The sequence below is a fragment of the Nocardia sp. bgisy134 genome (assembly GCF_965341865.1).
Taxonomy (GTDB): Bacteria; Actinomycetota; Actinomycetes; order Mycobacteriales; family Mycobacteriaceae; genus Nocardia.
The window spans coordinates 96207-109576 of the sequence record NZ_CBDQZP010000011.1 but is presented as its reverse complement, the minus strand read 5'-3'; the positions used below and the strand labels follow the sequence as shown (position 1 = coordinate 109576).

Below are 13370 nucleotides of genomic sequence, written 5' to 3'. Positions count from 1 at the left end.
AACCGATCGATGAGGATCAACAATGAAACTGCGAAACAGCGTCGTGACCGCAGCTATGGCGGCCGTTGCCGTCGGTGTCTGCGGCGCGGGCGTCACCAACGCCCAGCCCGCCGAGGAACAGGCTGCGGTGCGCTACGAGGTCACCCGCCAGGGTGATTCCGCCGTGGTGACCATCGGCGACGGCAAGTTGCGCGTCGTCGCGGACCAGCTGGTGGTCACCGACACGCACGACACCCCGGTCGCGGCCGTGCCGCTCACCTACCGCATGGACGCCATGGCGTACCCGATCGCGGCGCGGGTCGAGGGTGACCGCGCGATCCTGACGCCGTCCCGCGAGGGCGGAACGCCGGTGGCCGCCGTGTCGCCGAACGAGGTCATCAGCACGGATCAAGCGGCCAAGCAGGTCGCCGAATCCTTCACCCCGCGTGACCAATCCGCGCTCGGCGTGTTCGCTCAGCGGATGACCATCAGCGCCGCGGTGAGCGCCGTCGTCGGCGCGGTGCTCGGCGGCGGCGTCGGCTGCCTGCTGGGCGGCGCGGCGGGCGCGACGGTCGCCAGCCCGGTGATCGCGCTGCTGCTCCCCTGGGTCGGCGCCACCATCGCCGGGTGCGTGCTCGGCGCAGCGACGCTGGGCGCGGTGGGCGCCATGGTCGGTCTGATCACGGTGGGCGGTCCGATCGCGCTGTTCTCGGCGTTCCAGTACTTCTCCACCATCATCGCCCCCTGCCCGGCGGAACTGCCCTACTGCAAGGACCCCTCGGTTCCGGCTCCCCCGAAGTAACACCGCAAGAAAAGATCCCGCAGGCCTGTCCGGCGCACAACCGGGCAGGCCTGCGCGGCGGTGCCAGGCGCCGCCCGACGAGGAAGGAAATCATCGTGCGCAGAACAGTTTTCGAGGCCGACCACGAGGCGTTCCGGGAGACCGTCCGGTCCTTCATCGAATCCGAGGTCGTCCCGGAGTACGACAAGTGGTACGCCGACGGCATCGTGCCGCGCGACTTCTACCGCAAGCTCGGCGAACTCGGCGTGTTCGGCATCGAGGTCCCCACCGAATACGGCGGCGCCGGGATCGAGTCGTTCTCCTTCCAGGCGGTCCTGACCGAGGAGATCGCGCGCGCCGCGGTGTCCTTCGGCGGCTCCAGCGTGCATGTGTCGCTGTGCCTTCCGTACCTGAAAGCACTGGCCACCGAGGAGCAGAAGCAGCGCTGGCTGCCCGGATTCGTCAGCGGCGACATCATGTTCGCCATCGCCATGACCGAACCGGGCACCGGCTCGGATCTCGCGGGCATCCGCACCACCGCGACCCTGTCCGAGGACGGCACGCACTACGTGCTCAACGGCTCCAAGACCTTCATCACCGGCGGCGTGCACGCGGACCGGGTCATCGTGTGCGCGCGCACCGCTCCGACCAAGGCGGAGGACCGCCGCTACGGCCTGTCTCTGCTCGTGGTGGACACCGCCTCGCCCGGCTACTCCGTCGGCCGCAAGCTGGACAAGCTGGGCCTGAAGGTCTCCGACACCGCCGAGCTGACCTTCACCGATGTCCGGGTGCCTGTCGAGGATCTGCTCGGCGAGGAGCACCGCGGCTTCTCCTACCTGGGCCAGAACCTGCCGCAGGAACGGCTCAGCATCGCCGTCGGCGCCTACGCCCAGGCCAAGGCCGCCGTGCGCTTCGCGCACCAATACACCAGGGACCGTTTGGTATTCGCCAAGCCGGTGGCCAGTTTCCAGAACACCAAGTTCGAGCTGGCCGCCTGCCGCGCCGAGGTGGACGCAGCCGAAGCAGTCGTCGATCGGGCATTGGCCGCGCACGACCGCGGCGAGCTGACCCCCGCCGACGCCGCCTCGGCCAAGCTGTTCTGCACCGAGACCGCCTCCCGCGTGATCGACCGCTGCCTCCAGTTGCACGGCGGCTACGGCTACATCACCGAGTATCCGATCGCCCGGCTCTACGCCGACAACCGCGTCAACCGGATCTACGGCGGGACCAGCGAGGTGATGCGCATGATCATCGCCAAAGACATGGGTCTGTAACGGTTTTCAGCGCGCGCCCGCCGTCGGCTCGGGCGGGGTCGGCAGCACCTCTTCGGCCACCTCGAGCACGGCGGCCAGCGCGCGCGAGGTGTTGTCGGCCCGCCAGGCCAATGCGGAGGCGAGCGCGGGCACATCGCCGCGCAATTCCTTGTAGACCATGCCGGACCGGTGGATGTGCTGCACCGAGGAGACGGTCAACGTCACGCCGACGCCGGCGGCGACCAGGTCGAGGATGGTGTACGAGTCCGGCGCCTCCTGCACGATGCGCGGTGTGAACCCGGCGTCGAGCGCCGTGCGCACCAGGTGGTCGCGCACGCTCGATCCCTGCGTGCCGGGGAAGGTGACGAAGGCGTCGTCGGCGAGGTCGGCGACATCGATGTCGGGGGCGTCGGCGAGCGGATGCTCCGCGGGCAGCGCCGCGACCAGCCGCTCGTACTGGATCACCCGCACAGCGACGCCCTCGCGCCGCACCGGCAGCCGGACGAAGCCGAGATCCAGCTCGCGCGCCGCGACGAGGTTCAGCGCGGCGCCCGCGTAGGTCTGGCCGCGCAGGCGCACCTCGATGCCGGGGTGCGCCGCGCGCACCGCCCTGGTCAGCGTCGGCAGCGACTCGTGGCTGCTGGCGCCCGCGAAGCCGATCGAGACCCGGCCGACCTCGCCGCGGCCGGAGGCGACCGCCGCCCGCCTGGCCAGCTCGAGGTCGTCGAGCACCTTGCGCGCGTGCGGCAACAGCACCTCGCCCGCGGCGGTGAGCCGCACCGAGCGGGTGTTCCGCTCGAACAGCGCGACCCCGAGTTCCTTCTCCAACGCGCGGATCTGCTGGCTCAGCGGCGGCTGGGCCATGTGCAGGCGCTCGGCCGCGCGGCCGAAGTGCAACTCCTCGGCGACCGCGACGAACCCGGCGAGATGACGGAACTCCACGACGTCCCCATTCGGTAAGAAACGGTATCACTGCATTGCGAATTGAGTATTGGACTATATCGGTCGAACAGGGCACGGTGAGGACAGTTCCGAGCGAAGGAGCCCGATGCCCCGGTCCAAACAGCTGACGATGCGCGAGGCCGTCGCCGCGTTCGTCGACGACGGCGCGACCGTGGCCTTGGAAGGATTCACCCATCTGATCCCGGTCGCCGCTGGTCACGAGCTGATTCGCCAGCGCAGGCGAGATCTGACGCTGGTCCGCATGACGCCCGATATCGTCTTCGACCAGCTGATCGCGGCGGGCGCGGCACGAAAGATGATCTTCTCGTTCACCGGCAACAGCTCGGTCGGCTCGCTGCACGCCATCCGCCGGGCCGTGGAGCACCGTGAACCGCGCGGCATCGAGATCGAGGAGTACAGCCACTTCGGCCTGCTCACCCGCTATCTCGCCGGAGCCGCGAATCTTCCCTTCTACCCGCTGCATTCGTACGCGGGCAGCGATCTGCCCGCGCACAATCCACGCATCGCCAAGGTGGTGTCGCCGTTCCCCGCACCGGACGGCGGGGTCGAGGAGATCTATGTGGTGCCGCCGATCCGGCCCGATGTCGCGATCCTGCACGCGCAGCGCGCCGACCGCGCGGGCAACGTCCAGGCGTGGGGCATCCTCGGCCCGCTGCAGGAGGTGGCGTTCGCATCGACCCGCACCATCGTGGTGGTCGAGGAGATCGTCGACGACGAGGTGATCCGCGCCGACCCGAACCGCACCGTGATCCCCGGCTTCGCGGTCGACGCGGTCGTGGAGTGCCCGCGCGGCGCGCATCCCTCCTTCGTGCAGGGCTACTACGACCGCGACAACGACTTCTACCGGTCCTGGCCCGCGATCAGCAAGGATCCGGCCGCGCTGGACCGCTGGCTGCACGAATGGATCCACGACCTGCCCGATCACGCCGCCTACCTGGACAAGCTCGGCCCCGGCTACTTCGACCGCCTGGTTCCCGAGCCCGCGATGTCCCACCCCGTCGACTACGGATGCACACTGTGACGACCGCGCGCCCCACCGATCGGGCCCACACCACGAGCGAGCTGCTCACCGTCCTCAGCGCCCGCCACCTGCACGGCAAACGGCGAGTCTTCGCCGGTATCGGCCTGCCGACCCTCGCCGTCGCGCTCGCGCAGGCGACCACCTCGCCCGACCTCGAGCAGGTGTACGAATCCGGCGTCTGCGGCGCGCATCCCCCGCGCCTGCCGCAGACCATCGGCGACGCCCCGTTGGCCACCGGGGCCGAGGCGATCCTCGGGATGCACGCGCTCTTCGGATACGTTCTGCAGGGCGGCTATATCGACGTCGGCTTTCTCGGCGCGGCCCAGATCGATCGCTTCGGCAGCCTCAACAGCACCGTGATCGGCGACTACGCGGCCCCGGCCGCCCGGTTGCCCGGCGCGGGCGGCGCCGCCGAGGTGATGGCGAACGCGGACGAGGTCTTCGTGGTGCTGCGGCGCCACGACCGGCGATCGTTCGTCGACCGGCTCGATTTCACCACCAGCCCGGCGCCCGCGGTGGCGCGCCGGGCCGAACCGCGGGTACGCACCCGCGGCCGCGGCGTGGCGACCGTGATCACCCCGCTCGGCGTGCTCACCGCGGACGCCGACGGCGAATTGCGGCTCGGCGCAGTCCATCCCGGCGTCTCCGTCGACCGGGTGCTGGATGCCACCGGCTGGCCGCTCCGCGTCGGCGACACCGTCACCGTCACCGCACCACCTACCGCGGCGGAACTCGATCTGCTGCGCACCACCATCGATCCGACCAGGGTGTATCTCCGATGAACGAATCCACCGTCCTGCGCACCGATCTGTCCGGCGAGCACGCAGGCATCCGCATTCTGCGCATCTCCCGGCCGCAGGCCCGCAACGCATTGAACTCTGCCACGAAAATCCTTCTTGCCGAGGAGCTTTCGTACGCCGACGCGGATCCGGCCGTGCGCGTCATCGTCCTCACCGGCGACGCCGGTGTGTTCGTCGCCGGAACGGACCTGAAGGAGATGAGCACGTACCGGCCCACCGATCTGCTCGCGGGCGAGACCGGCAAGGTGTTCTCGGTGCTCGACGAGCTCGGCACGCCGGTGCTCGCCGCCGTCGAAGGCTATGCGTTCGGCGGCGGATGCGAACTCGCGATGGCGTGCGATCTCGTGGTCGCCGGCGCGTCGGCGCGGTTCGGGCAGCCGGAGATCCGGGTCGGGCTCATCCCGGGCGCGGGCGGGCTGAGCCGCCTGGTGCAGCGAGCCGGACGCGCCCGCGCGCTGCGCATGGTGCTGACCGGCGAGCCGATCGACGCCGTCACCGCGCAGCAGATCGGGATCGTCGCCGACATCGTGCCCGACGGCGCCGCGCTCGACGCCGCCGTCGACATCGCGGCGACCATCCTGCGTCAGCCCCCGTTGAACATCCGCGCCATTCGCGGTGTGGCGCGGCACGCGGAGAACGCCCCGCTGAACACCGCGATCGCTTTGGAACGCACGACTTTTCAGGTGTTGTTCGACACCGCCGACCACGCCGAGGGCATCGCCGCCTTCCTCGGCAAACGCTCCCCGACCTACGAAGGACACTGATGGAACCGATCGAACGCATCCGCATCGTCGGCGCGGGCGCGATGGGCCGCGGCATCGCGCAGGTCGCCGCGACCGCCGGATACCGAGTCGAGCTGACCGACACCGACGACGCCGCGGTGCGCGCCGCGCTCGAGTTCGTCGCGGCGATGATTCACCGGTCCGTCGACAAAGGCATACGCGACGCCGACGAGGGCGCGGCCATCCTGGCACGGCTCACGGCGGGCGCGGCCCCGACCGCACCCGCCGCCGACATCGATCTGGTGATCGAGGCCGTGGTCGAGAGACTTCCGGTGAAGCAGGCGATCTTCGCCGAACTGGAGACCGCGACGCCGAACGCCGTGCTCGCTTCCAACACCAGTTCGCTGTCCATCACCGCGATCGCGTCGGCGCTGCACGACCCCTCGCGGCTGATCGGGCTGCACTTCTTCAACCCGGTGCCGCTCATGTCGCTGGTGGAGGTCGTTTCCGGCCTGCGCACCGCGCCCGAATTGGTCGACACCGCAACGTCTTTCGTGACACGCCTGGGCCACACCCCGATCCTGGCGCGAGACACCCCCGGGTTCCTCGTCAACCACCTCGGGCGCGCCCTGCCCAGCGAGGCGCTGGCCATCCTGTCCGAACAGATCGCCGCGCCGGCCGATATCGACCGCATCGTCCGCGACACGCTCGGCTTGCGGATGGGCCCGTTCGAGCTGATGGATCTCACCGGATTGGACGTCAGCCATACCGTGATGGAGACCGTCTCCGCGGGGTTCTACGGTGATCCGCGGCTGCGGCCCTCCCCGATCGCGGCCGCCCGCGTCGCCGCCGGTCTGCTCGGCCGCAAAACGGGCGAAGGGTTCTACCGCTACCAGGACGGCGCGCCTGCGCTGCCCGCCGAGCCCTTGATCGTGCCGGATGCCGAGGCCACCCCGGTCCACGTCCACAATCACCCCGATTTCGCGGCGGCGCTGCGCCGATCCGGCGCGACGGTGCTCGAATCTCCCGATGCCGAGGCGGTTTCCCTCGTCCTGCCGATCGGCGAACCGACTTATCGGGTCGCCGCCCGCTACGGTCTCGACCCCGCCCGCACCCTCGGCATCGATCCGCTCGGGATCGATCGCCGCCGCCTCACCGTGATCGTGCCCGGCGCTGTCGACCCGGTCGTCGCCGCGCCCGTATTGCGCGTCCTGGCCGCCGCCGGTTACCTCCCGACGCCGACTGCGGACGTCACCGCCCCTGTGGCGCAACGGATTCTGGCCGCCATCGTGAACCTCTCCTGCGCCCTCGCCGAACACGGCATCGGCACCCCCGAGGACATCGACCGCGGCGCGCGCCTCGGCCTCGGCTACCCGATCGGACCGCTGGAACTCGGCGAATCCACCGGAAGCGAGCGCGTCACCGCGATACTCGACGGCCTCTACGCCTACACCCGCGATCCACGCTATCGGGTGAGCAGCTGGCTGCGCGCCCGCGCCGAGCAGCGAATTCCCCTGCACACCAGGGGCACCCGCCCCGAAGACCTGCTCCCGAACCGAGGAACCGATGTTCGTTCTCGATGACATGCACCGCGAAATCCGGGCGATGGCCGCCGATTTCGTCGACAGCGAGATCACCCCGCGCGCCCGCGACTGGGACCTCGCCGAAAGCGTCGACCTGTCCATCGTCGAACAGCTGGGCGAGCTCGGATTCCTCGGGCTCGGCATCGCCGAGGAATACGGCGGCACCGAGGTCGACATGCTCTCCTACGTCCTGGTCTGCGAGGAACTGGGACGGGGCGATTCAGCCGTGCGCGGCATCGTCTCGGTGTCGCTCGGCCTGGTCACCAAGTCCATCGCCGCGCACGGCACCGAGGAGCAGAAACGCGCCTGGCTTCCGCGGCTCACCGCGGGACGCGCGCTCGGCTGTTTCGCGCTCACCGAACCCGACAGCGGCTCCGACGCGGCCTCGCTGCGCACCAGGGCGGTGCGCGACGGCGACGACTGGGTGCTCTCCGGCGAGAAGATGTTCATCACCAACGGCACCTGGGCCGAGGTCGCCCTGGTCTTCGCGCGCACCTCGGCCGACGGCGGCAAAGGCCTCACCGCCTTCCTCGTCCCCACGGACACACCGGGTTTCACGGCGACGACCATCCACGGCAAACTCGGACTGCGCGGGCAAGCGACAGCGGCGCTGACGCTCCAGGACGTCCGGGTGCCCGACTCGGCGCGGCTCGGCGCGGTGGGCAAGGGTCTCGGCATCGCCTTGGGCGCCTTGGCCAAAGGCCGCATCTCCGTGGCGGCGGGCAGCGTCGGTGTCGCGCAGGCGGCCCTCGACGCCGCGGTGCGCTACTCGACCGAGCGCATCCAGTTCGGACAACCCATCGCCGCCAAACAGCTTGTGCAGGAACTGCTCGCCGACTCCGCGGTGGACATCGAATCGGCGCGCCTGCTGACCTGGAAGGCCGCCGCGCTGGTCGACGCCGGGGCGTCGCGGGAGGAGGTGCAGCTCGCCTCGTCCATGGCCAAGCTCGCCGCGGGCGAGACCGCCGTGCGGGTGAGCAACAACTGCCTGCAGGTGTTCGGCGGCTACGGCTTCATCGATGAGTACCCAGTGGGCAAGTACCTGCGCGACGCGCGCGTGCTCACCCTCTACGAAGGCACCAGCCAGCTCCAGAAGCTCATCATCGGCCGCGCTCTCACCGGCGTCGACGCGATGTGACCGCCACTCCCGAAGGACAACCCATGCCCGACGCAGTCATCTGCGAACCGCTCCGCACTCCCGTCGGCCGCTTCGGCGGCGTGTTGAAAGACATTCCGCCGCAACAGCTCGCCAGCACGCTCGTCGCGGAACTGGTGCAGCGCACCGGCATCGACGGCAGCCGGGTCGACGACGTGATTCTCGGGCAGGCCTCGCCCAACGGCGAGGCGCCCGCCATCGGCCGGATCGCCGCGCTCGACGCGGGCCTCGGCATCGATGTGCCCGGCCTGCAAGTCGACCGGCGCTGCGGCTCCGGACTCCAGGCGGTCATCCAGGCGTGCCTGCAAGTCGGTTCCGGCGGAAGCGATCTCGTGTTGGCGGGCGGCGTGGAGTCGATGAGCCAGACCGAGTTCTACGCGACCGGAATGCGGTGGGGCGTCAAAGGCGACGGCGTCGCGCTCGCGGACCGGCTCGCACGGGCGCGCGTCACCGCGGGCGGACGTGACTTCCCTGTGCCGGGAGGCATGATCGAGACCGCGGAAAACCTGCGCGCCGAATTCGCGATCAGCCGGGCGGATCAGGACGAGCTGGCCGCGCTCTCGCATCACCGCGCCGTCGCCGCCCAGGGCGAAGGACGATTCGCCGACGAGATCGTCGGAATTCCTGTTCCACAGCGCCGCTCGGCACCTTTGCTGGTCGACACCGACGAGCACCCACGCGCCGACACCACGGTCGCGGCGCTGTCCGCACTGCGTCCGATCCGAGCCTCCGTCGACCCCGACGCCACCGTCACCGCGGGCAATGCCAGCGGCCAGAACGACGGCGCGGCACTGTGCCTCGTCACCACCCCGGAGCACGCCCGCAAGCTCGGTCTGCGCCCCCTCGCCCGCTTGGCCTCCTGGGCGGTGGCGGGCGTCGCGCCGCGCACCATGGGAATCGGTCCGGTTCCCGCGACCGAGCGGGCTCTCGCCCAGGCCGGGCTCACCCTCGCGGATATGGATGTCATCGAACTGAACGAAGCCTTCGCAGCCCAGGTGCTCGCCGTACTGCGCCGGTGGGACGTCGAGCCCGACGATCCCCGCCTGAACCCCAACGGTTCCGGCATCTCCCTCGGCCATCCCGTCGGCGCGACCGGAGCCCGCATCCTCGCGACCCTGCTGCGCGAAATGGACCGGCGCGAGGCGCGATACGGCCTCGAGACGATGTGCATCGGCGGCGGACAAGGCCTGGCCGCCGTCTTCGAGCGACTCTCCTGAACGAGTAAGTCCTCCAACCAGTCAGCTGCCGCTGCCGCCATTGGATCCGCCGCCGAGACCACCGCGCTCCGCGGTGGTCGGGGGTTTGGTCCCAATCGGCTGCTGCGGAAGCGTCGTCCGCGGCGGCGACAGGGTAGGCATCCGTGGCCGGCTGAGCCTACTCGCCAACGTGTCCGGATACCTTGCACTGCAAGGCATCCGGACATGTCGGAGCCTTCATTTGCCCTAAACGAAAGACACTGCAGCTCTATCGGCTGCTCGGCCTTGTTCGCATCGACGGCCAGCCGGGGATCGATGACGCCTGCCGCCACGCCCTCGACGCCGAGGCTACAGATCGCCTGCGACGATGTTCGCGATATTGCGTTCCGCCAGAGCTGTAATGGTGACGAATGGATTGACGCTGGTATTGCCCGGGATCAGCGAACCGTCGATGACGTAGAGCCCGGTGTAGCCGGGGAGCCGACCGTAGTTGTCGGTCGCCTCGTTCAGCACGCAACCGCCGAGCGGGTGATAGGTGAAGTCGTCGCCCCAGGTCTTGTAGACGCCGAAGAGGTCGGTCCGGTAGATCGTCCCCTCCTTCTTGTTGATCTTGTCGAAGATGCGCTTGGCGGCATCGATGGCGTACTGGTTCTGCGCGGTCTGCCAGCTCAGATCGACCTTGCCGGTACCGGAGTCGAAGGTGAACTGCCCGCGATTGGGGTTCTTGGTGATCGCCAGGTACAGGCTGACGTAGGTCTCCAGCCCCGCAGGGAAGGGCGCGACCTCGGCGAAGGCCGGGCCACCCGCATCGGCCCAGTTGTCGATACCCAGGCACGGCATGCTGGATTGCAGTACGCCGGTGCCGTCCCACATGTGATTGGCGCGGCCCACCATCACATTGCCGTTGTTGCCCCACTTCTTGCCGACGGCATCGGGCAGGTCCGGCAGTTTGCCCTGCGCCTTCATGGCCACCAGCAGCTTCGAGGTGCCGATACTGCCCGCCGCGAAGAACACCTTCTGCGCCACAACGGCTTTGGTCGCCACCGTGGCACCGCTGGTGTCGATCTCGTTCATCTCCACCCGATAGCCGCCCTCCGCGGGCGATACGGCGGTGACGATATGCATGGGCGTGATACGCACCTTGCCGGTCCCGGTGGCCGCGGCCAGATAGGTCTTGTCCAGCGACCGCTTGCCGTGGTTGTTGCCGTAGATGACCTCACCAGCCAGTGCCGACCGGGTGACCTGCTTGGCCTGTTCCTTCTTCATGTACTCGAAGTCGTAGACATTCGGCACGAAGGTCCAGCCGAGGCCGGAGCGTTCCGCGTGTTTGCGCCCCACGCGGGCGAACTGGTAGCACTCCGCACTCTCGAACCAGGTCTGGTCGATATTGTTCACGCCGAGACCGGCATTGGCGCGCGGGTAGTAGATGTCGTACATCTCATCGGCGTTCACCGAGGGCAAGATGGCCGCGAAGTTCTCCCGCTTGGGCGTCACCGCCATACCGCCGTTGACCAACGAGCCACCGCCGACGCCCCGGCCCTGGTAGACGCGAATCCCGCTGAAGCGCTCGGAATCCAAGACGCCCGTGTACCTTTCGATGTCTTTGTTGTAGCTGCTGCCCGCGAAGTAGCCGACCGGCTGATCGGTGCGGTCGCGCAGCCAGTAGGACCGCCCATCGGGTTTCAGCACGGGACAGAAGATCTTGCCGTCGGAGCCGGGCGTCGTCCACGACCTGCCCATCTCCACCACGGTCACCTCCACACCCGCCTGCGCGAGCCGCAGTGCGGCGACCGATCCCCCGTATCCGCTGCCGATGACGAGCGCGGGAACCTTCTCCCCATCCGCCAGCGGTGCCGCGGTTGCCCGCGCCATCGACCTCCCCACCAGCGCGCCAGCAAAGGTGAAACCTGTTGCAGCTAGAAATCCGCGCCTGCTCACCCCCCAGGACCGATTACCAACAGGCATTTCATGAGTGCGAACAGGCAACGCAGGCTCCTCATCGAGATTTTGATTGGAACCTGTTATAGCGATGTGAAACGCGACCGCGCGGAACTTTCCGGACAAGCCGGAAAATTTTCGATCTCCCTGGGCGATCCGCCGCCGGACCGTTCGGCCCTACGACGCTACCGGCGATGTCGCGTAGTCATTGCGGGACAGCGGCACACGAGATTTCGGCGACATCGTGCAGACGCTGCCGAGACGCGCCGAGGCGGCTCAGCTGGATCAGCCCCTGGGACACCAGCACGATGTGAGCGCTGAGCGTCGCTAGTTCGTTCTCGTCCAGGACTTTTCGCGGAATATCGGCGCCGAGCCGTTCGGCGACGTGGGTCTCCATCCGCGCGGTCGTCCGGTCGCCGATGGCGACGACCTCGGGGACCCGATGCCCCAGCTGGGCGACGCTGTTGATCATCAGGCACCCGCGCCGGTTCGGGTACGCGAGACAGTCGGCGATCACCGCGTCGAAGAACGCGCGCACCACCGTGCGCGGCGGGCCGGGAGCGGCGTGCAGCGCGGCGTGCACATACTCGGCTCGCCGCTCGCAGTATCGGCGGAAAGCCGTGAGAAACAGGCCCATCTTGCTGCCGTAGGCGGCGTAGATACTGCCGTTGCCGACACCCGAGACGCTGGACACGCCCTCCACCGAAGTGCTGTCGAACCCGTCGGTCCAGAACAGTTCGATGGCGACGTCGAGCAGCGCCGACTCGTCGAACTGCCGTGGACGCCCCATTCGTCCACGCTAGCAACGCCATCACTAGACCGCGCGCGAGGCCCGAGCGAGCATGAAACGCGGCACACGCGGGCCGCCTCGTTTGATTATGGAGTCGCGCCTCCACAATAATCGGCGGATGAATTCCAGAGCGGTCACCTCGTCGCGGCGGCGGATCGGGATCTTGGTCTTCGACGGCGTGAAGATGCTCGATTTCGCGGGTCCGGCCGAGGTGTTCGTCGAGGCGAATCAGTCGCTGCCCGCCTACGACGTGGTGCTGGTCTCGGCCGACGGCAACGACGTGCAGACCTCGATCGGCGCGCGCGTCGCCGTGGCGCACGCGGCGGCGGACGCGGGCCGCTTCGACACCGTCGTCATCCCCGGCAGCGAGCTGCCCGCCGCCGAGTTCGTGACGCCGGAGGTGCTGCGGGCCACCCGCCATCTCGCCGAGCACACCCGCAGGCTCGCGTCGATCTGCAGCGGGGCCGCCATCCTCGCCCACCTCGGCCTGCTGGATGGACGCCGCGCCACCACGCACTGGAAATTCGTCAAGGATCTCGGCCGCCAGTTTCCCGCGGTCGACGTGGACCCCGACGCGATCTTCGTGCGCGACGGGCACATCTACAGCTCCGCGGGCGTCGCCGCGGGCATCGATCTCGCGCTCGCGCTCGTCGAGGAGGACCACGGCGCCGCGGTGGCGCGCCGGGTCGCCCAGTCGTTGCTGGTGTACATGCAGCGGGCCGGCGGCCAGTCGCAATTCTCGGCGGCGCTCAGCGGACCGGTTCCGCGCAGCCCGCTCGTCCGCGCGGTCGCCAACCTGATCTGCGCCGATCCGGCCCAGCCGTACACGGTGCGAACGCTCGCCGCACACGCCGGGGTGAGCCCGCGACACCTGACCCGGCTGTTCAGGGCGGAACTGGAAAGCACACCCGCGGAGTACGTCGCCTTCGTCCGATTCGCTTACGCCAGAGACAAACTCGACGCGGGCTACAGCGTGACCGAGGCCGCGATGGCCGCCGGATACGGCAGCGGCGAGGCGATGCGCCGCGCCTTCATCGCGCGCCTGGGCGTCTCGCCGCGCAAGTACCAGCAGCGCTTCCGCTCGACGGCGTACGCGACCGGCGGCTGATCCCGGTCGCGGATTTGCTGTCCGGTGTCTCAAATCGTGCGGATACTTGGCCCGATGGGTGGGGCGCGCGGACGCCCGGT

General features: G+C 69.1%; 12 protein-coding genes. 9 read left to right on the top strand and 3 right to left on the bottom strand.

Features of this window, described 5'->3' with window-relative positions:
• Positions 1-22: 22 nt before the first annotated feature.
• Together ACRWNM_RS20445 and ACRWNM_RS20440 are read left to right on the top strand one after the other, a co-directional pair.
• Entirely contained in the window at positions 23-781 is a 759-nt protein-coding gene (locus ACRWNM_RS20445) for a hypothetical protein (RefSeq protein WP_431969643.1), read from the top strand.
• A 95-nt stretch (positions 782-876) separates the two neighbouring features.
• On the top strand, positions 877-2034 hold the full coding sequence (locus ACRWNM_RS20440; protein WP_431969642.1) for an acyl-CoA dehydrogenase family protein: 1158 nt from the start codon (positions 877-879) through the stop codon (positions 2032-2034).
• 6 nt (positions 2035-2040) lie between these two features.
• Here ACRWNM_RS20440 and ACRWNM_RS20435 read toward each other — a convergent pair whose 3' ends face one another.
• Positions 2041-2955 (bottom strand): LysR substrate-binding domain-containing protein, encoded by a 915-nt coding sequence (locus ACRWNM_RS20435; RefSeq protein WP_431969641.1) that lies wholly within the window; start codon positions 2953-2955, stop codon positions 2041-2043.
• Between the two features lie 106 nt (positions 2956-3061).
• Between ACRWNM_RS20435 and ACRWNM_RS20430 the strand changes: the two genes are divergently transcribed.
• Genes ACRWNM_RS20430 through ACRWNM_RS20405 form a run of 6 tightly spaced genes read left to right on the top strand, consistent with a single transcriptional unit; the run spans position 3062 to position 9475 of the window.
• Complete coding sequence (locus ACRWNM_RS20430; RefSeq protein ID WP_431969640.1) at positions 3062-3997, top strand: CoA transferase subunit A; 936 nt, start codon at positions 3062-3064, stop codon at positions 3995-3997.
• Positions 3985-4779 carry a CoA-transferase subunit beta gene (locus ACRWNM_RS20425; RefSeq protein ID WP_431969639.1) on the top strand — a complete coding sequence of 265 codons (795 nt, stop codon included), beginning with the start codon at positions 3985-3987 and terminating at the stop codon, positions 4777-4779. Before ACRWNM_RS20430 ends, ACRWNM_RS20425 begins: the two co-directional genes overlap by 13 nt.
• Positions 4776-5561: an enoyl-CoA hydratase-related protein gene (locus ACRWNM_RS20420; protein WP_431969638.1), complete on the top strand. Its 786-nt coding sequence runs from the start codon at positions 4776-4778 to the stop codon at positions 5559-5561. Before ACRWNM_RS20425 ends, ACRWNM_RS20420 begins: the two co-directional genes overlap by 4 nt.
• The gene (locus ACRWNM_RS20415) at positions 5561-7102 is read left to right on the top strand and encodes a 3-hydroxyacyl-CoA dehydrogenase (protein WP_431969637.1); all 1542 of its coding nucleotides are present in this window, start codon (positions 5561-5563) and stop codon (positions 7100-7102) included. The genes ACRWNM_RS20420 and ACRWNM_RS20415 overlap by 1 nt, the downstream gene beginning before the upstream one ends.
• Positions 7086-8240, top strand: coding sequence for an acyl-CoA dehydrogenase family protein (locus tag ACRWNM_RS20410; protein WP_431969636.1), 1155 nt, complete (start codon positions 7086-7088; stop codon positions 8238-8240). The genes ACRWNM_RS20415 and ACRWNM_RS20410 overlap by 17 nt, the downstream gene beginning before the upstream one ends.
• A gap of 23 nt (positions 8241-8263) precedes the next feature.
• A complete protein-coding gene (locus tag ACRWNM_RS20405; RefSeq protein ID WP_431969635.1) occupies positions 8264-9475 on the top strand; it encodes an acetyl-CoA C-acetyltransferase in 1212 nt (403 codons plus the stop codon).
• Positions 9476-9802: 327 nt separating this feature from the next.
• Here the strand turns inward: ACRWNM_RS20405 and ACRWNM_RS20400 are convergent, their stop codons facing one another.
• Positions 9803-11326, bottom strand: a complete 1524-nt coding sequence (locus tag ACRWNM_RS20400; protein WP_431969634.1) for a GMC oxidoreductase — start codon at positions 11324-11326, stop codon at positions 9803-9805.
• 271 nt (positions 11327-11597) lie between these two features.
• A complete protein-coding gene (locus tag ACRWNM_RS20395) occupies positions 11598-12182 on the bottom strand; it encodes a TetR/AcrR family transcriptional regulator (RefSeq protein ID WP_431969633.1) in 585 nt (194 codons plus the stop codon).
• Positions 12183-12300: 118 nt separating this feature from the next.
• Between ACRWNM_RS20395 and ACRWNM_RS20390 the strand changes: the two genes are divergently transcribed.
• On the top strand, positions 12301-13290 hold the full coding sequence (locus ACRWNM_RS20390) for a GlxA family transcriptional regulator (protein WP_431969632.1): 990 nt from the start codon (positions 12301-12303) through the stop codon (positions 13288-13290).
• Positions 13291-13370 lie beyond the last annotated feature (80 nt).